This window comes from Cupriavidus oxalaticus (assembly GCF_016894385.1).
Lineage (GTDB): Bacteria > Pseudomonadota > Gammaproteobacteria > Burkholderiales > Burkholderiaceae > Cupriavidus > Cupriavidus oxalaticus.
Genome location: NZ_CP069811.1, coordinates 1,574,550 through 1,601,025 on the forward strand (window position 1 = coordinate 1,574,550; position 26,476 = coordinate 1,601,025).

Below are 26,476 nucleotides of genomic sequence, written 5' to 3' on the forward strand. Positions count from 1 at the left end.
GTGCACAACAGGAAGAGCTTTCATGATCGGGCAACCCACTACCCATCCCGCAGTTGCAACGTCCTCCGGCAGGGCAGCGCAATCCGGCCTCTACGGCTGGATCGTCTTTGCCCTGAGCTTTGGCCTGCTGCTGTCAGACTACATGTCCCGCCAGGTGCTGAACGCGGTCTTCCCGCTGCTGAAGGCCGAGTGGTCGCTGAGCGACACCGAACTGGGTGCGCTGGGCGGCATCGTGGCACTGATGGTCGGCTTGCTGACGTTCCCGCTGTCGATCCTGGCGGACCGCTGGGGCCGGGTCAGGAGCCTGGTGCTGATGGCGGCGCTATGGAGCCTGGCCACGCTGGGCTGCGCGCTGGCGGACGGCTTCGGGCAGATGTTTATCGCACGCCTGTTCGTGGGCATCGGCGAGGCGGCGTATGGCAGCGTCGGCATTGCGGTGGTGCTGTCGGTGTTCCCGCGCCACCTGCGCGCGAGCCTGAGTTCCGCCTTTATCGCCGGCGGCGCGTTCGGCTCGGTACTGGGCATGGCGCTGGGCGGCGCGCTGTCGGCGCATTTCGGCTGGCGCTGGGCCTTTGCCGGCATGGCGTTGTTCGGGCTGGTGCTGGTGGTGGTGTTCCGCCTGGCCGTGACCGAGCCGCGGCTGCAGGCTCGGCGCCAGGCGCTGGGCGAGGAGGCCGAGACCGGATCGCGCGAGCCCGCCATGGCGCTGCGCCCGCTGCTCGCCGCCCTGTTCTCGGCGCGCTCGATCCTCTGCGCCTATGTCGGCAGCGCCATGCAACTGCTGGTGATGGGCGCCCTGATCACCTGGATGCCGAGCTACCTGGCGCGCTACTACGGCATGGCCACGGACCGCGCCGGCGTGGTCGCGGCGGGGTTCGTGCTGGCAGGCGGCGTCGGCATGGTGCTGTGCGGGGCGATGACCGACTGGATCGCCCGCCACGCGCCGTGCCGCAAGTGGGCAATCGCGGTGACCTACAGCCTGACCTGCTGCATCCTGCTGCTGACGGCGTTCCGGCTGCCGGCGGGCAGCGCGCAACTGGCGCTGATCGGTGCAGGCATGCTGTTCGTCGGCGGCGCCGCCGGCCCCGCCAGCGCCGCGGTCGCCAACCTGACGCGCCCGGCCATCCACGCCACCGCCTTTGCCACGCTGACGCTGGCCAACAACCTGCTGGGCCTGGCGCCCGGCCCCTTCGTCACCGGCCTGCTGGCCGACCACATCGGCCTGAGCGGGGCGCTGCAGGTGGTGCCGCTGGCATCGCTGCTGGCCGCCGCCGCCTTCCTTGCCGGACGCCGCTACTACGCCGCCGACCTGCTCCGCCTGGAGGGCCGGCATGAAGCCGGCGCCCCCGGAACTACCAACTGACATTCCCGCAAAACCATGAGCCTTTTCCCTGACACCACCGTACTGCTGGTACCCGGCCTGCGCGACCACGTCGCCGAGCACTGGCAGACCCTGCTCCAGGCGCAGTTGCCCAACGCGCGCTCGGTGCCGCCGCTGGAGCATGACAAGCTCAGCCGCGATGCCCGTGTCGCGGCGCTGGACGCCGCCCTGGCCGAGATCGAAGGCCCGGTCGTCCTCGTCGCGCATAGCGCTGGCGTCATGATCACCGTGCACTGGGCCGCACATCGGGCCGCAGAAAGCCGCCGCAACATCCGCGGCGCGCTGCTGGCCACCCCGGCCGACCTGGAATCGCCAATGCCGGCCGGCTACCCGGACACCGCCACGCTCGCACAACACGGCTGGCTGCCGGTTCCGAGGAGCCCGCTGCCCTTCCCGACCATCCTCGCCGCCAGCCGCAACGACCCGCTGGCGGCCTACCCGCGCGCCGCGGAAATGGCCAGCGACTGGGGCAGCAAGCTGGTCGACCTTGGCGAAGTCGGCCACCTCAATCCCGCCGCGGGCTACGGCCCATGGCCGCGCGCGACCGCGTTGATCGATGAGTTGCTGCGCGCCGGCTGATCCGGCGCATTGATTTTGCAGTACCTGGCAATACCAACCAGACGGAAACATCCGCATCCCAAAACCAAAGGAAACAAGGGGAGAACAATCCATGAAGATCAGGACCCTGGCTGCAGCCGCAGCGCTGGCTTGCTCGGGCGGCGCCCTCGCGCAGGCGACCGTCACGCTGTACGGCGTGGTGGACACCAACGTCGAATACGTCAACCATGTCGGCGCGGTGCCCGTGGCGAGCAACCAGTTCAACCGCGGCCCGGCAAACGACGTCTACCGCATGAACTCGGGCGGCATCTCCGGCTCGCGCTGGGGCATGCGCGGCACCGAGGACCTCGGCGGCGGCCTGAAGGGGCTGTTCGTGCTGGAGAGCGGCTTTAACCTCGACACCGGCACGATGCAGCAAAGCAACCGCCTGTTCGGCCGCCAGGCCTTCGTCGGCTTGCAGAAGGACGGCATCGGCCAGATCAGCCTGGGCCGCCAGTACACCTCCATGTTCGAGGCCCTGGCCAACTTCTCGCCGACCGCCTATGCCACCCAGTACGAACCGGTGGTGCTGCAGTCCGGCCCGAACTTCCGCGCCGACAACACCATCAAGTACAGCGGCAAGTTCGGCCCGGTCACGGCGCTGGCGCACTGGTCCTTCGGCACCGGCCTGGCCCTGCCGGCGACCGTGGGTATTGCCACGCCGGTCGGCGGCAACGGCGAAGTGCCGGGGCAGTTCCGGCGCGACACCGCGTGGGGCGCCGCAGCGGCATACCAGGGCGGTCCGTTCGGCGTGACCTTCGGCTACGACCAGTGGAACCCGACCATCGGCACGAGCAACGGCACGGTCAAGAAGGCCGTGGTTGGCGCCAGCTATTCGTACGGCCCGGCAAAGATCATGGGCGGCTACCGCTGGGGCCAGAACAAGAACGCCGCGGACGTGGTGATCCAGCGCGACGATTTCTACTGGGTCGGCGCTACCTACCAGGTCACCCCCACCATCGGCCTGACGCTCGAATACAACTACGACGACGTCAAGAGCCTGTACGGCGACACCAATGTCGCCAATCCATGGCAGGTCGCCTTCGTCGCGAACTACGCGTTCTCCAAGCGCACCGACTTGTACCTGACCACGGCATACGCCAAGAATGCCGGCCTGATGCTGGAATCGCTGGCCACGGTCTACGCCAACAGCCTGTCGCTGGGCAACAGCTACGTGCTGGCCAACGGGCAGAGCAACATGTTCGGCGCGGCAGTGGGCATCCGCCACAAGTTCTGAGTTACCGCGTCTCGCGGCATCGATCCTGCAACCGATGCTCTTTCGCGGCCGCCCTGGATTCCGGGGCGGCCGCGCTTTTTTTTGGTTCTTCGCCGATTTGCGGGGACGGTAATGCATTGCCCTTTGGGCCTGCCCGCAGCAACCTGGAGGACAAGAAAACACTCAAGCGCATCAACGACAGCAACCGCGTGGTGTATTTCGCCAACGACGATGAACTGGCCGTCATCGCCTGTCGTCCGCACTACGGCGACACGTCAGCCCGAACCGACGCCTGGCGAACGCCCGTTACTGCCGCAAGAAGCCGCGGACGATGCCGGCCGCGTGCTCCGGCCCGGTCACCAGGAAGAGATGCCCGTCATCGACCATCTGCAGCGTCGAGTCAGGGATGCGGGCCGCCAGGATCCTGGCATTGACCGGGGGGACGATCGGATCGTCGGTGCCATGCATGACCAGCGTGGGCTGCCGCAGCGCGCCCAGCCACGGCAGGCTGCTCCAGCCCCATGCCGCCAGCAGCTGGTAAAGGTAGCCGCGCCCGGGCGGCGGCTGCATGTGCTGGCCGTGTTCGTCGAGCAGGGAAGGATCGTGGCGGAAGGCGCCGCCGTAGAGGTCCGCGCCGATGCGGCGCAGGTATTGCGGATCGGTATAGCGCCGCACGCCGATCATCCTGGCGAGCACCGAGAGGCTGCCCGGCACCATGAGCACGCCAGGCGACGTGGCGGCCAGCACCAGGCGCCGGCACCGCGCGGCATAAAGACGGGCGAACTCCTGCGCCAGCGCCCCGCCCCACGACACGCCCAGCGCATCGACCTGGCCGGTATAGCCAAGGTGCGACAGCAGGCGGTCGGCCAGCACGCAGATACTGGAAAGTCGGTACGGCATCATCGGCGCGGGCGAGCCGCCGGCGCCGGGAACGTCGAAAAGAATGACCTCGATGCCCGGGAGGGCATCGACAAAGGGGGCGAGCAGTTCGAGATTGGCGCCGATGCCGTTGAAGATCAGCAGCGGCGGTCCGGCATCGCTGCCGGGCCGGATGCCGGCCCGCACGACCTGGCCATCCAGGTCCACGGTCAGCACCTGCAGCAGGTGGCCGGCATGCGTGCCGGCGTCTGTTGTTGTCATCAGCTTGTCCTGGAAAGGGTGCGCGCGGGCATGGCCGGCGCGCGGCCATGCCCGCCGCAACTTATTGTTTCGGGCGCAGGATTCCCTTCACCTCCTCGACGTTCTCGGCGATGCGGCGTCCGACCACAGAAATGCTGTCCGCCTGCGCCTTGTACAGCGTGTCGGTCAGGCCGCGCGCGCCGGCAACGGCCTTCTGCAGCGAGCGCGGCAGGGCTTCCGCCAGCTTCGCGGGCGCCTTGCCGTCAACAGCCTGGCTGCCGCGCGACAGCGCCTGCAGGTCGGCGGCGGCATCGCACAGGAACTCGGCCTGCTGGCGCACCAGCGACTGCAGGCCTCCCAGCAGCGTGGCGTTGACGCTGGCGAGCGCCTCGATGTCCTTGCGGCGCGACTCCAGGACCGCGGCCGGGTCCAGGCGGTTGTTGCGCACGAAGTCGAGCAGTTTCTTGTGCGGTGCCTGCGCAGCCGATGCACCTGCGGTGTTGGTCGATTCCATCTTGGTATCTCCTGACGGTTGGGTTGAAAAAATTCAGATTGCAGTGTTGTGGCGTTGCGCCGTGCGCGCTACGCCTCGCTCACATAGCGGCCCGGTGCTTCGCCGCAGGGCGCGAAGCGCAGGCTGCCAGGCGCCGCGGGCGCGTTGCGCTTGGGGCCCGAGCGCTTTTTCAGCCACTGGGTCCAGTGTTCCCACCATGAGCCCTGCTCGGCGGTAGCGCCTTCCAGCCAGGTCTCGGGCACCGCATCGGGCGTGCCGTTGCGGAAATACCTGGCCTTGGCATTGCCGGGTGGATTGACCAGGCTTTGCACATGGCCGCTGGAACTCAGCACGAACTCGGTGCGCCCGCCGAACGCCTGCGCGGAGCGATAAACCGCCTTCCACGGCGTGATGTGGTCGGTCATGCCGGCCAGCACGTACTTGTCGCAGGTCACGTCGGACAGCGAAATGGCGTGGCCGAGCACCTGCAGCGCGCCAGGCGTGGCGAGCTGGTTCAGCGTCAGCATGTCCAGGAACTGGCCATGCAGGCCGGCCGGCAGGCGCGTGGTGTCGTTGTTCCAGTAGAGGACGTCGAACGCCGGCGGCGCATTGCCGAGCAGGTAGTTGTTGACCCAGTAGTTCCACACCAGGTCGTTGGGCCGCAGCCACGCAAAGACCCGGCCCAGCGTCTCGCCGTCGAGCACGCCGCGCGTCGCGCTGCCGTGCCGCGCCGCCGTGACCGCCTCGGGCGTGCTGAACAGCCCGAGCTGCGACTCGGCATCGAGGCCGAACACCGCCACCATCAGCGTGACGGCGTGCACGAGCTTCTCGCCACTGGCCGCGCAATAGCCCAGCAGCGCCGCCATCGTCATCGCGCCGGAGCAGGCGCCATGCAGGTTGACGTCGGCACTGCCGGTGATATCGCGTATCGCATGGATCGCCTCGACCAGCGCGCCGACATAGGTATCGAGGTTCCAGTCGCGCTGCGCCGCGGTCGGATTGCGCCAGCTGACAATGAACACCTGCAGGCCCTGCCCCAGCATGTACTCCACCATGCTCTTGCCCGGCGCCAGGTCGAATACGTAGAACTTGTTGACCTGCGGCGGCACGATCAGCTGGGGCCGGGCATGCACTTTCGCGGTGGTCGGGGCGTACTGGATCAGTTCCAGCACCTCGTTGCGAAACACCACCGAGCCCGGCGTGGCCGCCAGGTTCCCGCCGACGCTGAATGCGCCCTTGTCGACCTGCGTGGGCATGCCGCCGTTGGTCAGGACATCGCTGGCCAGGTTGAACAGGCCGCTGACCAGGTTCATGCCGCATGACTCGAAGGTCTTGCGCAGCGCTGCCGGGTTGCCCGCCAGGGTGTTGGTCGGCGCCAGCGCGTCGGCCAGCAGCGACATGAAGTATTGCGCGCGATGCTTGCTGCGCGGGTCCATCACCGAACGGCGCACCGTGCCCTCGAGCGCATCGCGCCACGCCTGGTAGCCCTGCAGCGACATGCGGAACAGCGGATTTTCGCGCCAGGCATCGTCGCCGAACCTGCGGTCGCGCGCCGACGGCATCGGTGCCGAGCCGTCCAGCACGCTGACCAGGTCATGGGTGAGCCGTGCCTGCTGCTCGAGCACCAGCACCGGCTCCTGCACGCACTGCGCGCCGATCTGCTGGGCGGCCGTGATGAAATCCTCGGGACGGATCCCCACAAACGGATTGGGTCCTGCCAGAAAATCGGTTGGCGCCTCCATGTTGGCTGCACTCGTCATACTGCTTCTCCTGTCTCTTTCTTTACTGCTTCTGCTGTTGCCGCTTTACGCCATCACCAGCGCCAGGGCTTCGGCCACCATGGCCGGCTTGGCTTCGCCCTCGATCTCCATCGTGTTCTCCGTGCGCAGCAGCACGCGGCCATCGCCCTTGCTGTCTGCCGACATCAGCCTGACGCGATTGCGCACGCGCACGCCCGCCTTCACCGGCGCCAGGAAGCGCGTCTTCTCCACGCCGTAGTTGACGGCGGCGCGCGCATCCCCGGGCACCACGCCCATCTCGACCAGCTTCCCGGCCAGCAGCGACAGCGTCAGATAGCCGTGGGCGATGGTGCCGCCGAACGGGCTTTCCCTGCGCGCGCGCTCCACGTCCACGTGGATCCACTGGTGGTCTCCGGTGCATTGCGCGAATGCATCGATGCGCGCCTGGTCCACTTCCACCCACGCCGAAACGCCGAGCTCCTTGCCGACGAATGCGCCGAGCGTGCCCATGCTGTAGCCTTCAATTGCCATATGCTTCCTTGCTTACTGGTTTCCCGTGCCCGCCGACCGTGTCGGACGCACGCATGTTCGTTTGTCTGCCGCATCGTAGTGGTGCGGCGCACAAAACTGGCTACCCAAACCTGCCCAATCGCTGACAATGCATGCCGCTTTGCATGGCGCTGGCGCGGCGTGCGCGCAAAGCGCAGCCGGGTCCTCGCGGGATGGCACGATTTGTCAGTCATGCGGCCGGCATTGCCAGTCCGGGGTGAGACGCTACGGTGCGCGGCGATAGGCGTTGGGCGTGCTGCCGGTCCAGTGCCGGAAGGCCCGATGGAAGGCCGTGGGATTGTCGAAGCCCACGTCGAAGGCAATGGCCGTGATCGCATCATTGGAGCGCGTCAGCCGCTGGATGGCGATGTCGCGCCGCACGCCGTCCTTGATCGCCTGGAAGGTGGTGCCTTCCGCGGACAGCCGGCGGCACAGCGTGCGCACGGAGCAGTGCAGCGCCGCGGCCACGGCTTCGATGGTCGGCGCGACGGGCAGGCAATCCGCTACGTACTGCCTGACGCGATGACAGGTCATCGGCTCGGCGAACGTGACGAAGATCCAGTCCTCGGGCGCGCGTGCCAGGAATTTTTCAAGATCGGCCTTGCGTTGCCGCACCGGCATGTCGAGGAAGGCCGCGTCGAAGACAATGCTGCCGCGCTCGCAGCCGAAATGCACCGGGCCGGGAAACAGGTACAGGTGGTCGCTTGCCTGCGCCCGCCGCCCTGACGGCAGCTGCACCGCCTGCAGCGGGATCTTGTGGCGGATCAGCCATGACGCCACGCCATGCACCAGCTTCAGCATCAGCTCGCGCGCCATCGGGCCCACCGCCGGACCCGCTGCGGCCTCCACCAGTTCCACATGCGCGGCATTGCCTTCGCGCCGCGACTCCACGCGGAACTCGTCCAGCAGCAAGCGGAAGAATTGCCCGAAGCGATGCAGTGCCACTTCAAGCCGTGGCGCATCCAGCAAGCTCAGGCAAAGGTACTTGAGCGTGCCGTTGCGCAGCGGGCGGCTGAAAATGCCGGGCATTTCATCGTCGAGCTCGTGCGCCAGCAGCCGGTACAAGGTCGAGAACTGTTCCTGCGTCACGCGCGCCGCCGGCTCGTTCATCAGCGCCGCCGCAATGCCCGAGCGCGCTGCCAGCTGCGCGATCAACGCAGGATCGGCACCGGGCAGGAAGCCGTGGACGAAGGAAACGAGGACGGTGGGAGACAGGCAATGCACTTGAAAACCGGCACGTGTGCCGCAGCTGGACTATGGAATGACGGCGCGTCTGCGCCAGCGCTCCGACACTGTGCAACGTTGCCCGCGCCCCGCACATCGTGTTTTCCCTGACTGTCCCGAAATGTCAATCGATCGTCCCGGATCGTCAAATTGTTTCATGCCGTTGACCGATACTTCGGGTCATCGAATGACGATGAAAACAGGCGGACGGACAGCGAACCAGCGTGTTCTGGCCGGACCGCCTGCCGACAACACCCAGGAGCAACAGCATGCAATTCCTCGACGATTCCCTGCACCCCGAGAACCAGGACAAGGTGGTCATCACCGTGGCCCCGTACGGCCCTGAGTGGATGCCGCAGGACTTTCCGGAAGACATCCCGGTGACGATGGAAGACCAGGTGCAGAAGGCCGTCGATTGCTACAACGCCGGCGCCACCGTGCTGCACCTGCACGTGCGCGAACTGGACGGCAAGGGCTCCAAGCGCCTGTCGAAGTTCAACGAACTGATCGCCGGCGTGCGCAAGGCCGTGCCCGACATGATCATCCAGGTCGGCGGCTCGATCTCGTTCGCGCCGGAAGACGACGGCCAGGCCGCCAAGTGGCTGTCGGACGATACCCGCCACATGCTGGCCGAACTGGACCCGAAGCCGGACCAGGTGACCGTGGCGATCAATACCACGCAGATGAACATCATGGAGCTGCTGTACCCGGAATACCTGAAGGGTACGTCGCTCGAGCACCCGGCCTACCAGCAGGCCTACCGTGAAATGACCGTGCCGGCCGGCCCGGGCTGGGTCGAGGAACACCTGCGCCGCCTGAGCAATGCCGGCATCCAGCCGCACTTCCAGCTGACCGGCATCCACGCGCTGGAAACCCTGGAGCGCATGGTGCGCGCCGGCCTCTACAAGGGCCCGCTGAACCTGACCTGGATCGGCATCGGCGGCGGCTTCGACGGCCCCAACCCGTTCAACTTCTTCAACTTCGTCCACCGCGCGCCGGATGGCTGCACGCTGACGGCGGAATCGCTGCTCAAGAACGTGCTGCCGTTCAACATGATGGCGATGGCGATGGGCCTGCACCCGCGCTGCGGCATCGAGGACACCATCATCGACCAGCACGGCAACCGCATGACCTCGGTGCAGCAGATCGAGCAATGCGTGCGCGTGGCCAGGGAACTGGGCCGCGAGATCGCCTCGGGCAAGGAAGCGCGCGAGATCTACCGCATCGGCACCTGGTACGACAGCGCCGAGGAAACCCTGGCGGCACACGGCATGGCGCCCAACCGCAAGAGCGGGCAGAAGAACCTGCCGCTGCGCGCGGCCTGACGTATGTCGCCTGGCCGCGGGCTCCCCACCCCGGCCGGGCATCCACCGGCCGGGTGTTCACCGGCCCCGCGCCGACCCAACCACGACACCGCTGAAGTCATGAACCCTGCCCCCGCCGTCGCCAACCCGTGCCTCAACATCTGCCGCCTCGACGTAGCCGGCAGGTACTGCCAGGGCTGCGGCAGGACACCGCTGGAAATCGGCACCTGGGACCGCATGACCGACGCCCGCCGCGCCGAGGTGCTGGCCGAGCTGCCAGCCCGCCAGCCCTGGCGCCGCGCGCAAGCCGCGTCCGCATCCTGATTCCCCATCGCCCGCCGCCAAGGCATGCATATGCCGGCGGGCGTCATCAAGCTGTTGCCATGAACCAACCCGCCACGCTTACGGTCGATGCCTACTTCGACCTGATCTGCCCCTGGTGCATGATCGGCAAGAAGCACCTGGAAACCGCCATCGCATGGCTCGGCCAGGCGCACCCGAACGTTGCCGTCCGGGTCGACTGGCACTCTTACCCACTGCTTCCGGCCACACCGCCGGGGGGCACGCCGTACCGCGATTTCTACCTGGCGCGGCTGGGCGGCCCCGAGGCCCTGGCCGCGCGCCAGGCGCAGGTCTGCGCCGCGGCACTGGACGCCGGCATCACGCTGGCGCTGGACCGCATCGAGACCTTTCCCAGCACGCTGCTGGCCCACCGGCTGGTACGCCACGCCGTCAGGCAAGCCGGCGCCGGCGCCGCGCCGGCGCTGCTGGACGAGTTGTTCACGCGCTACTTCATGCACGGCGAGAACATCGGCGACCCGCAGGTCCTGCGGCGCGCGGCGGCAGCATGCGGCATCGCATTGCCTGAGACAGGCGCCAACGCCGGCCAGCCGGACCTGGACTGGCTGCCGCCACTGCACGACGCGGAGGCTCCCCCGCTGCGCGCCGGCTTCGGCGTGCCCCATCTTGTGTTCAACGGCACGCACAGCGTGTCAGGCGCGCGGCCGCCCGCCGTGCTGCTCGAAGCCATGCAGCGGGCCCTGGCGCGCGCGCAGCAGCGCGCCACGCTGGCGGCCGGCTGAATCTGCCTGCGCCGGACCACGCACCAGCGCGAACCGGCGCGCGCCCCCGATCTCTTCAACCTGATCCCATGACCACCCCGGCAAGAAGGCTGGCATGGGCCAGTTCCATCTCATATCTTTAAACGGAGACAACCATGCCAACCCGCCCCACCCTGTTCCGCGCCCGCCACGCCGCGGTTGCCGCCATGCTGGCACTGGCGATGCCGGCCGCGATGGCCTGGACCAGCAAGCCCGTGCGCATGCTGGTGCCGGCGCCTGCCGGCGGCACCATGGACGTGATTGCGCGCCTGCTGGCCGACCAGCTTTCGGCCGACCTCGGCACACCCGTGGTGGTTGACAACAAGCCGGGCGCCGGCGGCGGCATCGCGATCAGCGCGATGCTGGCCGCACCGCCCGACGGCCAGACCATCATGGTGACCGCGACCAACGTGCTGACCGAAGTGCCGCACGTGCTGAAGACCCCCTACAACACGATGAAGGACATCCGTCCGCTGGCCGCGGTGGCGCGGTCGCGGCTGCTGCTGGTGGGCTCGCCCACGCTGCCTGCCAAGGATTTCAACGGCCTGGTGAGCTATGCGCGTGCCAACCCCGGCAAGCTCAGCTTTGCTTCCTACAGCGCCGGCACGGCGTCACACTATGCAGGCGTGATCGTGAACCAGAAGTCCGGCATGGACCTGCAGCACGTGCCGTTCGCCGGCTCGGCGCCGGCGCTGACGCAGGTGATGGGCGGCCAGATCGCCGTGATGTACGACGGGATGGTGACCTCGCTGCCGATGATCAAGGCGGGCAAGCTGCAGCCGTACGCCGTGGCGTCGAAAAGCCGCTCGCCGCTGCTGCCGCAGGTGCCGACCTTCGCGGAACTGGGCTATCCGGATGTCGAGTTCAGCAACTGGGTGGGCGTAATCGCCTCCGCGCGCGTGCCCGCCGAACTGGCGCAGAAGATCCACACCGCCACCTACAAGGCCGCGGCAACGCCGAAGGTGCAGGAGCGGATGCAGGCGCTGAGCTATGAGCCGATGCCGGCGCAGACGTTGCAGCAGCTTGGACAGTCGCTGCACGAGGAATTCGAGCGCAATGGCGCGATTGTGAAGGCGTTCAATATCCAGCCCTGATCGGGCGCTTCCGTTCCGGCGGCTTGCCCGCCTGTGTACCGCCCGAGGTCGCAAGTCCTGGAAGTTGGCGCCGGCACGGCGCTCGAGGAACTGTCGAGCGCCGGAGCTTGCTCGGCTGGCGCTCGACGCCTGCAACAATCGGCGCCAGTGCGGACTGGTGAGCATGGGTCCATGGCCAGTTGCAGCGGCATGCAGACATGGTTTTTGCGTTAGCCAGCGCACGAACGCCCGGTGCCTTTCACAGCGCAGCAATGTATCGTGCAGACAGCTTAGGACTTCTGGAGCAACCGCTCCCCTGTCCAACGTCCCGGCAATAAGACCGGACCGGCAACTCTGTCGCAGAAGACCAACAAATGTTTGACGACCTGCGAAGCATCCATAGCCGCGCCTGCATTCCGTTCACAGGCCAAGAGTATCTGGATAGCCTGGATGATGGGCGGGAGGTGTGGATTTACGGCGAGCGGGTAGGCAATGTCGCCAACCATCCGGCATTTCGCAATTCCGCACGGATCGCAGCGCGATGCCATTGCGTGCTGGCAGCGATGCGCCTGGGGCTGGATGGGACGCTCCCCGGACTACAAGGGCGCCTTCCTCGCTACGCTCGGCGCGAATGCCGAGTTCTATAGGGAGTATGAGGAAAATGCCCGGAGCTGGTACCGCAAGGCTCAGGAGAAAACCTGGTATCTGGGACATGCCGTCGTCAATCCGCCGGTGGACCGCGAACTGCCGCCGACTGCCACGTCAGATGTCTACGTGCGCGTGATCCGCGAAGACGATGCCGGCATCTATGTGAGCGGCGCCAAGGTAGTGGCAACCGGCTCGGCGCTGACCCACTACACATACGTGGCGAATGTTGACGCCACACCGGCGCGTGGCCCTAAATTCATCGTGGCCACCAACACGCCGGGGCTGAAGCTACTATGTCGCGCCTCGAACGAATACCGGGCAGCGGCGCTGGGCAGCCCGTTCGACTACCCGCTGTCGTCGCGCCTGGACGAGAACGACGCGATCCTTGTGCTGGACAATGTTTTCGTGCCTTGGGAAAACATCCTGATGCACGGCGAAGTGGCGCCGGATGCCACACTCCAGTCAGGCTCCGGCTTCCTTGAGCGCGCGTCACTGCACGGCTGCACGCGTGTTGCGGTCAAGCTGGACTTTATCGTCGGCCTGCTCGCGCGAGCGCTGGAAATCACGGGCACCCGCAGCTATCACGGCGTGCAGGTCCAGCTCGGCGAGGTCATCGCCTGGCGTAACGCGTTCTGGGCCCTGTCGGATGCCATGGCCAAAAGTAACGTGTCGTGGCATGGCCATGTCCGCCCTGATCCGCATTTTGCCGGTGCGTATCGCGTGCTGAACCAGGAAGCGCTGCCGCGAGTGCGGAATATTATCGAGCAGATCGTGGCGAGTGGGCTGATCTACGTTAACTCGCATGCCTGCGACTTTAACGTGCCGGAAATCCGTGTTCACCTGGACAAGTATCTACGCGGCTCTGGCGGCGCCGAAGCCGAGGAGCGTGTGAAGGTGATGAAAATGCTGTGGGATGCCATCGGCACCGAGTTCGGTGGGCGCCATGAGCTTTACGAGATCAATTACATCGGTAGCAGCGACTCCACGCGCTTGACCAATCTGTCTGGCGCCCAGTGCAGTGGCGATCTCGACCGCATGAAGGCTTTTGCGCGCTCGGCGATGGACGAGTATGACCTGAACGGCTGGACTGTCCCGGACTTGATCAACCCTGATGACGTGAACCTGCTATCGCGTCGATCTCATCCGCTCTAGCTGGTATGCCGGCTAGGGGGACCGCCGCCACACCCATGCATTTTTCCGAGAGCGCGCCGCCGAGAAAGCCCCCGACCTCGGCTACTCCCCCTACCCCCCACGCCCCCTACGCCCCCTACTCACTCTCGAGCCACTGGATCGCAAAGCGTATCAATTCCTTGCCGCTGGAGATATCCAGCTTCTCCTTGATGTTCGCCTGATGCGCCTCGATGGTCTTGACGCTCCGGTTCAGCTTCATGGCGATCTCGCGAGTGCTGAAGCCGAGTCCGATCAGATGCAGGACCTCGAACTCCCGTTCGGAAAGACACGCGACCGAGCCCGCCGGGGTTTTTCTGGGGACCGCCAGCGCCCGCGCCAGCCTGGCATGCATCGCGGCGCTCAGGTAGATATTGCCGGCCAGCACCTCGCGGATGGCACTCATGACATCCTCCGCGGCCTCGAGTTTCATCAGGTACCCATTGGCGCCTGCCCGCAACGCGCGTTCGGCAAACAAGGTTTCGTCATGCATGCTGAGGACGAGTATTGCCAGGTTCGGGTGGCGTTGCCTTAGCGTCCTGATGAGATCCAGGCCGGAGTCCGACTGCAGGCTGAGATCCACAATGGCGATGTCAGGCTGGCACGCCATCGCCGTCAGGGCTTCTTCCGTCGTGGCGGCCGCGCAGCAGACGTGCAGATCCTCTTGCACCAGCAAATGGGTCAGTCCCTCCCGGATGATGGGGTGGTCGTCGACAATCAGGACCCTGGTTGCAGGGCCATGGCTAAATGGCATCTCTGGCATGGCCAGGATCCTCCGGTATCGGATAGCTGATGGCAACCGTGGTGCCACCCATGGCATTGCGGGTGACCGTGCACGAGCCGTCCAGCAGACTTGCCCGGTGACGCAGGTTATGAAGTCCCAGTCCCGAAGCACGTGCCATCTGGTCCGGGTCAATCCCCACGCCATCGTCACTGATCGAAAGCCTCTGGACCTCGCCTTCGCGTTCCAGGTCGATCCAGATATGGCTGCCATGGCTGTACTTCAGTGCGTTATTGACGGCTTCCTGTGCCGCACGGTAAAGGTTGGTCTGCATCGGCGGATCCGGCAAATCCACATTTGATGCGATGCGAAGCGTGCAGCCAATGCCGTTCAGGGAGCGTGTCGTTTCTGCCAGGCCTTGCAGGGCAATCGAGAGGTCACCGGACTCCATGGTGACGGGATCCAGGCCATGGGCAATCCTGCGCGTCATCAGCGACGCCTGTTTCACCAGTTCGACAACGGTAGCCGCATCCGCGGCTGCCGGGTTCCCCTGCTTCTGCAGTCGCCGGCTCAAGGTGGCGCAGTGGAAGCCCAGGCTGGTAAGGTGCTGCCCGAGACCGTCATGCAGTTCCCGGCCGATGAGCCTCTGCTGGTGATCGCCGATCCGGATCAGTTCTGACTCCAGCCGGCGGCGCGTTTCCATCTCCTGCTTCAGTTCGTCGTTGGCCCGCTCCAGCTCCTGCGTTCGCTCTTGCACGCGCCGTTCGAGCTCCTTGTGGGATGCCACCAGGAGACGATGAAAGCGTTTCTGCCGGGCATGTGCCGCCACCAGCAGCAGCCCGGTGATCGCCATCACGTTCGCGAACGCACACCATCGTACGAGGCTATCCACCGGGGATTCCGCGGCAAAGGGACCGGTGCCGTGCGTGGTGCCCCGAACGGCGATGATCGAGACCAGCAAGGTCGCGAGGCTGGTGCCAAGATGATCGAAGCGCAGGGCGGCCCAGATAATAAACGGAAAGATCGCCATGGCCGCAGGATAGTAGCCGTGCCCCGCAAGCTGCGGCGCGCCGAAGATCAGGTAGCCCACCCACAGGATCCCCACCGCCAGCCCACACGATTCCACGGCTTGCCTCGCCGAACGGACAGGGCTCGGATAGGTGAGCAGGTTGAGCAGCGGCGGAGCCACCACCAGCACCCCCATCATGTCGCCGAGCCACCATTTCAGAAAGGCGTCGCCGTATTCCTCGACTAACAGCAGCCCTCCACCCCAGAGGGCGGTGGCGCCAATCAACGCGCTCAGCGCCGAGCCGAGCGTCGCCGCCAGGATAATGAAGGCCAGGACGTCCCGGATGCGGTCGAGCGACACCTGGAACCCCGCGACGCGCTTCAGCAACCATGTTGCAGTCAAGGCGGCTCCCGCTGCGCCGAGGCCGATCACCGCGGCGACATGCGCAGGCACGCCCACCGACATGTTGGCCAGCAGCGAACCAATGGCAACGCCGGGGGCGACGCCGGAGCCCATTGTGAGCAGCGCAACGAGGGCGATACCGCTGGATGGCCAGACCAGGGACACCGCGCCGCCCACTACCGCATAAGCAAGCCCCAGCTTTGCACCTGCAAAATACGCCAATGCGACAAGCCCGGTTTGAATGAAGCGGTTGAGCCCTGGCTTGTGCAGAATGATTGCCATTGTTCGATTCTCAAACTCTCGCGACAGACTCGGGCACCCACGCCATGTCCAGCGCCAGCCGAAATGACAAGATTCTTTGGAAAACTAATATGCCCAAATTTGTAAAAAATCACGAATTTGCACCGAATCCGTGCAACGCGCAGCTGGACAGGTCCACTGGTGATGCAATGCCCTCCTACGAATCTATGTCAGAACGCCGCTGCGCGGGTAAGTGTTCTTCAATGAATTCGATAGTTCCTGACCGCCTTTCGAATAGGGCGTTCCCCTAGCCGCTTTTCGGCAACATGCCCTATTCATCAACCTGCCACCAGGGCATACATTGCAGTCGTATGAAGATATGCCCTCGCACTGGAGCGAAAAGGATTCGCTGCAGGCCCTTGCCACCGCATAAGTAGGAGGTGAAGAAATGGTAAAGACACTCATTCTGCTTGCTGGCGCGACTGCGGCGCTTGGCTCCAGCCTGGCCTATGCCGGCATCGGGACGCGAGATGTGTACACGGATGGCGCGAGCGTCATGGGGCCGCGCGATCCATATTCAGATGGAAGCGCAAAGTTCGACGTCTATACAGATGGGGCGAGAGTCATGGACAGGCGCGACGTGTTCACTGACGGCGCGAGAGTCACCAACCGCGATGGGCTCGTAGAAGACGGTAAGTAAGCAACTACAGAAAGCCGCAATGCGTTTTCTATAGTGAAAATAGTGGGGGCCGCCATATGTCGGCGGCCCCGAACCAGCATCTTCCCCGAGCAACGGCGTCGGGGATTTTTTTGCATCAAATCCTCGCCCTCCGTAACCGCAATGCGTTCGAGACCACTGAAGCGGAACTCAGGCTCATGGCCAGGGCGGCAATCATGGGGGACAGCAACATCCCGGTAGAAGCGTATAAGGCTCCGGCAGCCAGGGGAACGCCCAAGGCGTTGTAGACAAAGGCGAAGCCGAGATTCTGCTTCATATTCCGAATCGTGGACTCCGACAAGCGCCGGGCCCGGGCGATGCCACGCAGGTCCCCTTTCACAAGGGTCACCTGGGCACTGTTCATGGCAACGTCCGTGCCGGTTCCCATCGCAATGCCGACATCCGCCTTGGCAAGTGCCGGAGCGTCGTTGATGCCATCGCCAGCCATCGCGACAACCTTGCCCGCTGCCTGAAGCTTCGATACCAGCGCCAACTTGTCCGCAGGCTTCACTTCGCCGTGAAACTCATCAATGCCGAGCCTCGCCGCCACGGCCCTGGCTGTCGCCACCCCGCCGCCGGTTGCCATGACCACGTGGATGCCCTCATCCCTAAGCCGTGCGAGGGCTTCAGGCGTGGTGGACTTCACCGGGTCAGAGACAGCCAGGATTCCCGCAAGCGCTCCGTCAGCCGCCAGGTGCATGACGCTGGCGCCCTGGGCGCGTAGCCCGTCAGCCTCTTTGGTCAGCACATCAGTCGAAATGCCCTCCGTTTGCATCAAGACCGTATTGCCCAGGGCGAGCTTGCGACCACCCACCACGCCGCGCACGCCAATGCCGGTCCCGGACTCGAAGTTCTCGGTCTTTTCAAGCGCCAGGTTTCGCTCTCGTGCGGCCGCGACAATGGCGGCTGCCAGCGGGTGCTCGCTCCCCTGGTCGAGGCTTGCCGCCAGCCTCAGCACCTCCTGCTCGCTGAATCCATTGACCCCGATGGCGCGCTCGAATGCCGGCCGCCCCTCGGTCAAGGTGCCCGTTTTATCGACAATCAGCGTGTCCACTTTCCGAAGATTCTCGATTGCCGCGGCATCCCTGAACAGGACCCCGTTTGAAGCGCCCGTTCCGCTCGCGACCATGATTGACATCGGCGTGGCCAGACCAAGCGCGCAGGGACAAGCGATGATAAGCACTGCGACCGCATTGATGAGCCCGTAGACCCAGCCAGGCTCGGGCCCGAAGAATCCCCAGGCGAAGAAAGTCAACAGCGCAATGCCAACGACAACAAGTACGAACACGCCGGAGACCTTGTCCGCCATGCGCTGCATGGGCGCTCTGGATCGTTGGGCCTGCGCCACCATCTGGACTATCTGCGACAGAACGGTCTGCGAGCCCACCTTCTCGGACTTGATGATCAAGCTGCCCGTGGTGTTCATCGTGGCACCGATGACACGCTCGCCAACCCGTTTGGTAACCGGCATGGGCTCGCCTGTAATCATCGACTCGTCGAGTGAGCTCGAGCCTTCGGTTATCACGCCGTCCACAGGTACCTTCTCGCCTGGACGGACTCGCAGCCTATCCCCGACGTGAACGTGTGTCAGGGGAACGTCCTCCTCCGTCCCGTCCCGTCTGATGCGGCGCGCAGTCTTGGGCGCCAGGCCGAGCAACGATCTGATGGCAGCCGAGGTCTGGGAGCGAGCCTTGAGCTCGAGAAGCTGCCCCATCAGCGTGAGAGAAATGATGACCGCTGCAGCCTCGAAGTACACACCGACTCGCCCATGCTCGCTGAATGCGTCGGGGAACACGCCGGGCGCGACAGTCGCGATAACGCTGTAGATGTAGGCTGCACCGGTACCAAGGCCGATTAGCGTCCACATATTCGGGCTGCGGTTGACAAACGACTGGACGCAGCGCTCGAAGAACGGCAAGCCCGCCCACAACACCACGGGGGTAGCCAGCACCAGCTCCACCCAGCTCTGTGTAGTGGCCTCCATCCAACCCAGCCGGTGACCAAACATGGCCAGAATGAAGGCAACGACCGTGAGCGGCAATGTCCACCAGAATCGGCGGCGGAAGTCCGTGAGCTCCGGACTCTCCTCTTCATCCAGCCCTGGCATCAACGGTTCGAGCGCCATGCCGCACTTCGGGCAGTTGCCCGGGTGGTCCTGACGGACTTCCGGATGCATCGGGCATGTGTATATCGTGCCCGCTGGCACCGGTTCTGCGGGAGCTTCCGCAGCCGGCTTGACATACCCCTCCGGTTCCACTACTGCCATAACGTAAGCCTTACCACGATAGGAAGGTCAAGATCAATAACTCAGAACATGTGAAATCTGGCCCCGCTTGCAAGGAAAACGGCTTTGCTCCGCCGAACTGCCGCGCTCGGACCAACTTAATGGCCGCCAGGCGCGGCGGAGCTCGGCCTCTATTTGCTCATCATGCCGCCGCCCATCCCCATGCCGCCCATGCCCATGCCGCCCATGCCCATGCCGCCCATCGCCTGAGTGTCCATCATCACGTGCATCATTTCCTGCATAAGGGCCATGTGTTGCCCCGTCATGTCGTGACACATCCCCATCTGCGCGGCCGTGGCCTTGCTTGTGCCCGTGGCCGAGTGCATCCCGCCTGGGCCAGCCATTCCGCTGGTCTTGTGCATCGTGGCCATGGCTTCCTGCATCACCTTCGCTCGTTCGGCCATGAGCGCTTGGCGCTCCTCCGGGGTATTGGCCCGCGACAACCGCTCACGAATTGCGCGCAAATGGGCAATCTGGGCGTCAATTTCAGCGTTTCCCTTGGGCGCTTGCGCAGATGCCCTGGGGCGCTGCGAGGCGTGATTATGGTCGTGAGCAGGTGGTGCCGAGAACGCCAGCGGTGCCCAGGCCACCGCGGCGAGCGCAACAAGGAGGGAAGCGCACCGGTTCTTCGCCATGATGATTTTCCTTTGCTGGTTACGATGGAGCCGAATTGCCCCTTAGCAAGGGTATGTCATGACCCTCTTGAGCAGTTGATGTGCATCAACAAGGCAGCGGAGCCATACGCGTCCATATGCGTCTCGGTAAGCAGCACCGATCCGATCGACGACGGCTGGCCAGAGACAACCGATCGGTGTCATCTCTCCGCTATTCGTTTTGAAGATACCAGATGTTGGAATTCTTGAATTTACGATGACGCGGACGCTTCCTACACTCCTCTGGACAAAAAAAGCATCCGGAGACAAACATCGTGAATGCCGCACTGCCTGCCAACCTGCGCGAGGCCCTGGCCAACGCCGGCCTGGACGGCAAGTCCCCCCTCGAGAAAGACCGTGTCTGCTACCGCGGCTCGCGCGACGGCGCGCCGTTTCCTGGCGAGTAGCTCTCCACCCTTGCAAGGCACCGCCCCGGTGGCATCATCGCGGCGGCCAGGGTCATAATGGCCCAACATCCTCGGAACACTGAAAAATGAGCATGGAACATCATTTGCAGTTCGTTGTAGAGCCTCACCCCGGCCCCACTCCCGCCGATGAGATCGCTGCCAAGCTGGCAAATCCGGCCTTCGGACGCGTTTTCACAGATCACATGGTCACGATCCGTTGGGCCGAGGGTCGCGGCTGGCATGACGCCAGGGTCGAAGCGCGCCGTCCTTTCCAGATCGATCCCGCCTGCGCAGTACTGCACTACGCGCAGGAAATCTTCGAGGGCATGAAGGCATACCGCGGCGAGGACGGCAAGATCTCGCTGTTCCGGCCCCAGCAGAACGCAAGGCGTTTTCGCGCCTCCGCTGCCCGCATGTCGATGGCCGACCTGCCCGAGGCGACATTCCTGCAAGCCGTGGAAGCGCTCGTCGATATTGACCGCGCCTGGATTCCAGGTAGCGAGGGTAGCCTCTACCTGCGCCCATTCATGTTCGCCTCGGAGAGTTTTCTCGGCGTGCGCGCGGCGGCCGAATATATATTTTGCGTGATCGCATGCCCGGTCGGCCCGTATTTCAAGGCCGGCAAGTCGGCGGTGACCATATGGGTTTCGGATCAATACACCCGCGCGGCCCCTGGCGGCACCGGCGCGGCCAAGTGCGGCGGCAACTACGCGGCCAGCCTGATCGCGCAGACCGAGGCCTCGGCCAAGGGCTGCGACCAGGTGATGTTCCTTGACGCGGCGGAGCACCGCTGGATCGAGGAGCTCGGCGGCATGAATGTGTTTTTCGTGATGGATGACGGCTCCCTGCGCACGCCCCCATTGACAGGGACCATCCTGCCGGGCATTACCCGGGCTTCGATCATCGAACTGGCCCGGCACGAGGGTATTCCGGTCAACGAAACACCATACGACTTCGAGTCGTGGCGCACGGATGCAGCCAGTGGCCGGGTCAAGGAAACCTTCGCCTGCGGCACGGCCGCGGTCGTCACCGCCATCGGCCAGGTGCGTCACGCTGGTGGGGAATTCACCATCGGCAATGGTGGGGAAGGCGAAGTCACGCAACGCCTCCGTTCGTTGCTGACCGGCATCCAGCGCGGCAATATCGCCGACCCGTTCGGATGGGTGCATCACGTCGATTGAGACCGGCGTGCTTGACATCGGCGGCGTGCGAGGAATCGGAGGACAGTGCGCGTCGCGTTGATTCGGTTTGACGTCTGTTCCCCTCCCCGCCCACCTGGGCGGTCCGGTTAGTTCCAACAAATACCGGGGCCGGTGCGCGACCTGCGTGCCGGCAAGCCGTGCCGTCTACCCGGCAGCACGCTGCCCGGATGCCATCTCGCCCGCATGACTCGTCGCCATCTCCGGCGCGGATCCGTGCGATCGCGCGGCAACACATACAGGAGATCCCTATATGAGCTTGTTCCGAACCAAGGACATTGACGCCATGCTGGCGGACAGCCACGTTGGCGGCCTGAAGAAGGTGTTGGGTCCGGTGGACCTCGTGCTGATGGGCATCGGCGCCATCATCGGCACCGGCATTTTCGTGCTGACCGGCACCGGCGCGCTGACCGCCGGGCCGGCGCTGACGGTGTCCTTCGTCATCGCCGCGCTGGCGTGCGGCTTTGCCGCGTTGTGCTACGCGGAGTTTGCCTCGGCCATCCCGGTATCGGGATCGATCTACACGTACAGCTATGCCACGCTCGGCGAGATCGTCGCGTGGATGATCGGCTGGGACCTGCTGCTGGAGTACGGGCTGGCCACCTCGGCGGTGTCGGTGGGCTGGTCGGGCTACTTCCAGTCGCTGATGGCGGGCTTCGGGCTGAAGCTGCCGGCGGCGCTGACTGCCGCGCCGGGATCGGTGCCGGGCGTGGAGACCATGATCAACCTGCCGGCCTGCCTGATCATGCTGGCGATCACCTGGGTCGTGTCCTACGGCGTGCGCGAATCCGCGCGCGTGAACAACCTGATGGTGGCCGTGAAGATCGGCGTGGTGCTGCTGTTTATCGCGGTCGGCGTCTGGCACGTGCAGCCGGCCAACTGGGCGCCGTTCGCGCCGTTTGGCTTCAGCGGCATCTTCAATGCGGCGGCGCTGGTGTTCTTCGCCTTCATCGGCTTCGACGCCGTGACTTCGGCCGCCGAAGAAGTGCGCAACCCGCGCCGCGACCTGCCGATCGGCATCATCGGCTCGCTGGCGGTATGCACGGTGCTGTATGTCGTGGTGGCGGCGATCATGACCGGCATCGTGCCGTTCGCCAGCTTTGCCGGCGTCGACCACCCGGTGTCGCTGGCGCTGCAATACGCCGGGCAGAACTGGGTGGCGGGCTTTGTCGACCTGGGCGCGATCCTGGGCATGACCACGGTGATCCTGGTGATGACCTACGGCCAGACCCGCGTGATCTTCGCCATGTCGCGCGACGGGCTGTTGCCGGAGCGGCTGTCGTCGGTGCATCCCGTGCATGCGACGCCGTACTTCGCCACCTGGACGGTGGGCCTGGTCTTTGCCGCGATCGCCGGCTTCGTGCCGCTGAACGTGCTGGCCGAGCTGATCAATATCGGCACGCTGGCGGCCTTTACGCTGATCTCGGTGGCGGTGCTGGTGCTGCGCAAGACCCGTCCCGAACTGCCGCGCGCGTTCCGCTGCCCGGGCGTGCCGGTGGTGCCGCTGCTGGCGATCGGCTTCTGCCTGTTCCTGATGGCGCACCTGCAGGCGCTGACGTGGATCGCCTTCCTGGTGTGGTTGGGGCTGGGGCTGTCGATTTACTTCCTGTACGCGCGCCGCAACGCGGTGCTGCACGGTGGCGCCAGGTAGCAGGCAAATCTCTGCCTGGCACCCCCTATGTGCGCATGGTTTCAATGTGCGCATAGGGGGCGACCGGATGGGCTGCCCGTGGACGACTACTCCTTCTCAATGCGCGTAGCGAGATAATCGATCAGCAGGCGCACATTCGGCAGCAAGCCTCTCCGGGAGGGGAAAACCGCATGAATGATGCCCCCTTTAGGCGCCCAGCCGGGCAGGATGTCGATGAGCGTCCCATGCCGCAGATCTTCTTCGACAACCATGTATGGCAATTGAACGATACCGACACCGTACTGCGCCGCCCGCCGCAGCGCGCTCATATCATCGGTGATGTACCGTGGTTGATGCCTCACCTCCGCGCCCATCCCCTCCGGCCCGACCAGCTGCCAGACGTGGTTGCGCGGCGGCCCCCAGTCAAGGCTCGGCATGCCGGCCAGATCGGCCGGATGCTTCGGTCGCTCGCGGCCCTCGAGGAGCGCCGGACACGCAACAAGCCGCTGCCGGCTCTCGGAGAGGACTCGCATCACCAGATCGCTGTTCTCCAATGGGGGGAAACGCACCCGTAGTGCCAGATCCAGGCGCTCCCCCATGACGTCGACACGGCGATTCGTCGCTTCGAGATGAACCTGGACCTTCGGATACTCGACCATGAACTGTGCCACCAAACCAGCGACGCGGAATTCCAGCAATGCCGTCGGACAGCTCATGCGTACGATGCCCTGCGGCTCGGAACGTTCGCGTTCCATGACCTCGCGCGCCGCCTCCGCCTCGACCAGGACCCCCATGCAGCGCTCATAGAACTCACGGCCTGTTTCGGTGACCGAGAAGTGCCTCGTCGAACGCTGCAGCAGTCTAACCCCGTAGCGCGCTTCCAGCGCCGCGATGCGCCGGCTGAGCTTGGATTTCGGCATGCCGAGCGCGAGACCTGCTTGCGTGAAGCCTCCATGGTCCACCACCTTGACGAAGTAATAGAGGTCGTTCAGGTCGTCCATGATTGTTCCTTCAGAAGAACACAGACGGCATGATACGGGACTACTGGGATGGTTCTTGCGAACATATGATGCCTCCACGCTTTGGAGGAGATCATGGAACCCGCCCTTGGCATAAGCAGTTGGTGCCGGCGCTGTCTCGCTCCCTCCGGGGTATCGACTTCCCCACACGTGCTTGCGCCGGAAGCGCATTGCCAACCCTTGCAAGGAGATCGCCATGACAACGCCCTATAAGCGCCTGGACAAGAACGATGCTGCCGTTCTACTGGTGGACCATCAAGCCGGCCTGCTGTCGCTGGTGCGCGATATCGACCCGGACAAGTTCCGGAACAACGTGCTCGCGTTGAGCGACCTCGCCAAGTACTTCAACTTGCCGACCATCCTCACCACGAGCTTCGAGACCGGTCCGAATGGCCCGCTCGTGCCCGAACTCAAGGCGCAGTTCCCGGACGCGCCTTACATCCCTCGTCCTGGCCAGATCAACGCCTGGGATAATGAGGAATTTGTGAAAGCCGTCAAGGCAACAGGGAAGAAGCAGCTCATCATTGCAGGCGTCGTCACGGAAGTTTGCGTCGCCTTTCCCGCGCTGTCGGCAATTGCCGAGGGTTACGACGTCTTCGTCGTCTCGGATGCCTCCGGCACCTTCGACGAGATCACGCGCAACGCCGCCTGGGAGCGCATGGCCAGGGCCGGCGTCCAGTTGATGACGTGGTTCGGCGTCGCGTGCGAATTGCATCGCGACTGGCGCAATGACATCGAGGGACTCGGCGCGCTGTTCTCGAACCACATTCCTGACTATCGCAATCTCATGACCAGCTACTCGGTGCTGACGGCACAGAAGTAAGAAGGCGTGGACATCGATATCGGGGCGAATCGCTGCGATATCGGTGAAGAGCGCTAAAAAAAAACGCCAGTCCCCGCCCGAGGACTGGCGCCAGGCTCCTTACCTTCCCTTTCAGGCTACGTCTTCCCGCAGCTGCTTCTTGTTGATCTTGCCCACGCTGGTCTTCGGGATCGCCTCGACGAACGTGATGCGGTCGGCTTCGGGCACCGCGTACTTGCTGATGCGCTGCGATTCGACGTGGCCCAGCAGATGCCCGCGGACCTGTTCCGCATTCACCTCCACGCCCGGCTTGCGCACCACGAACGCCATCGGCCGCTCGCCCCACCTGGCGTCGGGGACACCGATCACCGCGCATTCCAGCACGCCGGGCACTTCGGTGATCAGGTTCTCCACCTCGATCGACGAGACCCACTCGCCGCCGGTCTTGATCACATCCTTGATGCGGTCGACGATCTGCACGAAGCCGTCCGGTCCCATCACCGCGACGTCCTGCGTGTGCAGGTAGCCGCCGGCCCACAGGTCTTCCGATGCCGCCGGCTTGCCGAAGTACGCCTTGGTCAGGAACGGCGCGCGCAGCACGATCTCGCCGCGGCTCTTGCCGTCGCGCGGCAGGTCTTGCATGTCTTCGCTGACGATGCGGTAGTCCACCAGCGTCACCGGACGGCCGGTGGAGCAGCGCATGCGGACTTCTTCGGCGCGGTCCTTCGGCGTGCAGCCAGGGGGCAGTTGCGCCAGCGACACGATCGGGCCGGTCTCAGACATGCCGTAGCCGGCGAAGATGTCGATGCCGCGCGCCAGGGCCGCCTCGCACAGCGCGGGCGGCAGCGCCGAGCCACCGATGATGATCTTCCACCCGGACAGGTCCGGCTTGCCGTCGGCGGACGCCTGCAGCAGCATCTGCAGGATGGTCGGCACGCAGTGCGAGAACGTGACCTTCTCCGTCTCGCGCAGCTTCAACAACTGGTCGGGCACGTAGCGGCCCGGCAGCACCGTGCGCAGTCCCAGCATCACGGCGATATACGGAATGCCCCACGCCAGCACGTGGAACATCGGCGTGATCGGCATATAGACATCTTCACGATGCATGCGCTGCCCTTCGCGCGGCGAGCACAGGCTTGTCGCCGACGCCAGCGTGTGCAGCACGATCTCGCGGTGGCTGTAGCAGACACCCTTCGGATCGCCCGTGGTGCCGGTCGTATAGAACGTGGCGGCCTTGGTGTTCTCGTCGAAGTCGGCGAACTCGAAATCGGCCGGCGCCTGCGCCAGCAGTGCCTCGTACTCGCCGGCGAACGGCACGCTGGTCTTGGGCGCGTCCTGGCCATCGGCCAGCAGCACGAAGCGCGGGTTGCCGGTCAGCTGCGGGCGGATCTGCTCGATCACCGGCAGGAAGTCAGGGTGCACCAGCACGATCGCGGCGCCGGCATCGTTGAGCGTATAGAGGATCTGCTGGGGCGACAGCCGCACATTGACGGTGAACAGCGTGGCGCCCATCATCGGCACGCCGAAATAGCATTCCAGGTAGCGGTGGCTGTCCCAGTCCATCACGGCCACGGTGCTGCCGTGGCGGATGTCCAGCGCAGCCAGCGCCGAGGCCAGCTTGCCGATGCGATGGCGGAAATCGCGGAAGGTGTAGCGCATCTCGCCGCGGTAGCTGATCTCCTGGTCGCCGTAGAGGCTCAGGGCATTGGTCAGCAGCTGCTTGACCAGCAGCGGATAGGCGTAGGCCGACTTGGCCGGGGTAATCAGGTTGTCTTGCATGCT

Annotated in this window: 23 protein-coding genes and 1 pseudogene; 13 read left to right on the top strand and 11 right to left on the bottom strand. The window is 65.0% G+C overall.

Annotated features, from left to right (window positions below; all coding sequences use genetic code 11):
• Positions 1-22: 22 nt before the first annotated feature.
• The 3 genes from JTE92_RS06925 to JTE92_RS06935 all read left to right on the top strand — a co-directional run bounded on the left by JTE92_RS06925 (position 23) and on the right by JTE92_RS06935 (position 3,215).
• Complete coding sequence (locus JTE92_RS06925) at positions 23-1,363, top strand: MFS transporter (RefSeq protein WP_063239181.1); 1,341 nt, start codon at positions 23-25, stop codon at positions 1,361-1,363.
• 15 nt (positions 1,364-1,378) lie between these two features.
• A complete protein-coding gene (locus tag JTE92_RS06930) occupies positions 1,379-1,960 on the top strand; it encodes an RBBP9/YdeN family alpha/beta hydrolase (RefSeq protein WP_063239180.1) in 582 nt (193 codons plus the stop codon).
• A 91-nt stretch (positions 1,961-2,051) separates the two neighbouring features.
• Positions 2,052-3,215, top strand: a complete 1,164-nt coding sequence (locus JTE92_RS06935; RefSeq protein ID WP_063239179.1) for a porin — start codon at positions 2,052-2,054, stop codon at positions 3,213-3,215.
• A 285-nt stretch (positions 3,216-3,500) separates the two neighbouring features.
• Here the strand turns inward: JTE92_RS06935 and phaZ are convergent, their stop codons facing one another.
• The 5 genes from phaZ to JTE92_RS06965 all read right to left on the bottom strand — a co-directional run bounded on the left by phaZ (position 3,501) and on the right by JTE92_RS06965 (position 8,318).
• Positions 3,501-4,334 (bottom strand): poly(3-hydroxyalkanoate) depolymerase, encoded by an 834-nt coding sequence (phaZ, locus tag JTE92_RS06945; protein ID WP_063239387.1) that lies wholly within the window; start codon positions 4,332-4,334, stop codon positions 3,501-3,503.
• Positions 4,335-4,395: 61 nt separating this feature from the next.
• Positions 4,396-4,827 (bottom strand): phasin family protein, encoded by a 432-nt coding sequence (locus JTE92_RS06950; RefSeq protein WP_063239178.1) that lies wholly within the window; start codon positions 4,825-4,827, stop codon positions 4,396-4,398.
• Between the two features lie 68 nt (positions 4,828-4,895).
• Positions 4,896-6,566 carry an alpha/beta fold hydrolase gene (locus JTE92_RS06955; RefSeq protein ID WP_063239177.1) on the bottom strand — a complete coding sequence of 557 codons (1,671 nt, stop codon included), beginning with the start codon at positions 6,564-6,566 and terminating at the stop codon, positions 4,896-4,898.
• A 45-nt stretch (positions 6,567-6,611) separates the two neighbouring features.
• Positions 6,612-7,076 (bottom strand): MaoC family dehydratase, encoded by a 465-nt coding sequence (locus JTE92_RS06960; RefSeq protein ID WP_063239176.1) that lies wholly within the window; start codon positions 7,074-7,076, stop codon positions 6,612-6,614.
• A gap of 243 nt (positions 7,077-7,319) precedes the next feature.
• Positions 7,320-8,318 carry an AraC family transcriptional regulator gene (locus tag JTE92_RS06965; RefSeq protein ID WP_063239175.1) on the bottom strand — a complete coding sequence of 333 codons (999 nt, stop codon included), beginning with the start codon at positions 8,316-8,318 and terminating at the stop codon, positions 7,320-7,322.
• A gap of 269 nt (positions 8,319-8,587) precedes the next feature.
• On the opposite strand from JTE92_RS06965, the gene JTE92_RS06970 reads away from it, so the two are divergent.
• The 6 genes and pseudogenes from JTE92_RS06970 to JTE92_RS30380 all read left to right on the top strand — a co-directional run bounded on the left by JTE92_RS06970 (position 8,588) and on the right by JTE92_RS30380 (position 13,595).
• Positions 8,588-9,643, top strand: a complete 1,056-nt coding sequence (locus JTE92_RS06970; RefSeq protein ID WP_063239174.1) for a beta-keto acid cleavage family enzyme — start codon at positions 8,588-8,590, stop codon at positions 9,641-9,643.
• Positions 9,644-9,742: 99 nt separating this feature from the next.
• Positions 9,743-9,946 carry a DUF1289 domain-containing protein gene (locus tag JTE92_RS06975; protein WP_063239173.1) on the top strand — a complete coding sequence of 68 codons (204 nt, stop codon included), beginning with the start codon at positions 9,743-9,745 and terminating at the stop codon, positions 9,944-9,946.
• A 59-nt stretch (positions 9,947-10,005) separates the two neighbouring features.
• A complete protein-coding gene (locus JTE92_RS06980; RefSeq protein WP_063239172.1) occupies positions 10,006-10,704 on the top strand; it encodes a DsbA family oxidoreductase in 699 nt (232 codons plus the stop codon).
• A gap of 134 nt (positions 10,705-10,838) precedes the next feature.
• On the top strand, positions 10,839-11,816 hold the full coding sequence (locus tag JTE92_RS06985) for a tripartite tricarboxylate transporter substrate binding protein (RefSeq protein ID WP_063239171.1): 978 nt from the start codon (positions 10,839-10,841) through the stop codon (positions 11,814-11,816).
• 353 nt (positions 11,817-12,169) lie between these two features.
• Positions 12,170-12,812 (top strand): annotated as a pseudogene (locus JTE92_RS30375) (4-hydroxyphenylacetate 3-hydroxylase N-terminal domain-containing protein); the annotation flags it as partial.
• A 57-nt stretch (positions 12,813-12,869) separates the two neighbouring features.
• The gene (locus JTE92_RS30380; protein ID WP_232353527.1) at positions 12,870-13,595 is read left to right on the top strand and encodes a 4-hydroxyphenylacetate 3-hydroxylase C-terminal domain-containing protein; all 726 of its coding nucleotides are present in this window, start codon (positions 12,870-12,872) and stop codon (positions 13,593-13,595) included.
• A gap of 115 nt (positions 13,596-13,710) precedes the next feature.
• Here the strand turns inward: JTE92_RS30380 and JTE92_RS06995 are convergent, their stop codons facing one another.
• The 4 genes from JTE92_RS06995 to JTE92_RS07010 form a co-directional block, all read right to left on the bottom strand.
• Complete coding sequence (locus tag JTE92_RS06995; RefSeq protein ID WP_084254602.1) at positions 13,711-14,373, bottom strand: response regulator; 663 nt, start codon at positions 14,371-14,373, stop codon at positions 13,711-13,713.
• A complete protein-coding gene (locus tag JTE92_RS07000) occupies positions 14,354-16,024 on the bottom strand; it encodes an MASE1 domain-containing protein (protein ID WP_063239170.1) in 1,671 nt (556 codons plus the stop codon). Before JTE92_RS07000 ends, JTE92_RS06995 begins: the two co-directional genes overlap by 20 nt.
• 773 nt (positions 16,025-16,797) lie before the next feature.
• Entirely contained in the window at positions 16,798-18,966 is a 2,169-nt protein-coding gene (locus JTE92_RS07005; protein ID WP_084254601.1) for a copper-transporting P-type ATPase, read from the bottom strand.
• Positions 18,967-19,115: 149 nt separating this feature from the next.
• On the bottom strand, positions 19,116-19,619 hold the full coding sequence (locus tag JTE92_RS07010) for a hypothetical protein (RefSeq protein WP_063239167.1): 504 nt from the start codon (positions 19,617-19,619) through the stop codon (positions 19,116-19,118).
• A gap of 293 nt (positions 19,620-19,912) precedes the next feature.
• On the opposite strand from JTE92_RS07010, the gene JTE92_RS30610 reads away from it, so the two are divergent.
• From JTE92_RS30610 to bcaP, 3 genes are all read left to right on the top strand, one after another.
• Entirely contained in the window at positions 19,913-20,044 is a 132-nt protein-coding gene (locus tag JTE92_RS30610) for a hypothetical protein (RefSeq protein WP_255286408.1), read from the top strand.
• An 86-nt stretch (positions 20,045-20,130) separates the two neighbouring features.
• Positions 20,131-21,225 (top strand): branched-chain amino acid aminotransferase, encoded by a 1,095-nt coding sequence (locus JTE92_RS07015; protein ID WP_063239166.1) that lies wholly within the window; start codon positions 20,131-20,133, stop codon positions 21,223-21,225.
• Positions 21,226-21,496: 271 nt separating this feature from the next.
• On the top strand, positions 21,497-22,894 hold the full coding sequence (bcaP, locus tag JTE92_RS07020; RefSeq protein ID WP_063239165.1) for a branched-chain amino acid transporter BcaP: 1,398 nt from the start codon (positions 21,497-21,499) through the stop codon (positions 22,892-22,894).
• Between the two features lie 86 nt (positions 22,895-22,980).
• On the opposite strand, the gene JTE92_RS07025 is transcribed toward bcaP, so the two are convergent.
• The gene (locus JTE92_RS07025) at positions 22,981-23,874 is read right to left on the bottom strand and encodes a LysR substrate-binding domain-containing protein (RefSeq protein ID WP_063239164.1); all 894 of its coding nucleotides are present in this window, start codon (positions 23,872-23,874) and stop codon (positions 22,981-22,983) included.
• Positions 23,875-24,088: 214 nt separating this feature from the next.
• Here JTE92_RS07025 and ycaC point away from each other — a divergent pair, with 214 nt between their 5' ends.
• Positions 24,089-24,715, top strand: coding sequence for an isochorismate family cysteine hydrolase YcaC (ycaC, locus tag JTE92_RS07030; RefSeq protein WP_063239163.1), 627 nt, complete (start codon positions 24,089-24,091; stop codon positions 24,713-24,715).
• Positions 24,716-24,826: 111 nt separating this feature from the next.
• Here ycaC and JTE92_RS07035 read toward each other — a convergent pair whose 3' ends face one another.
• Entirely contained in the window at positions 24,827-26,473 is a 1,647-nt protein-coding gene (locus JTE92_RS07035; protein ID WP_063239162.1) for a fatty acid--CoA ligase, read from the bottom strand.
• Positions 26,474-26,476 lie beyond the last annotated feature (3 nt).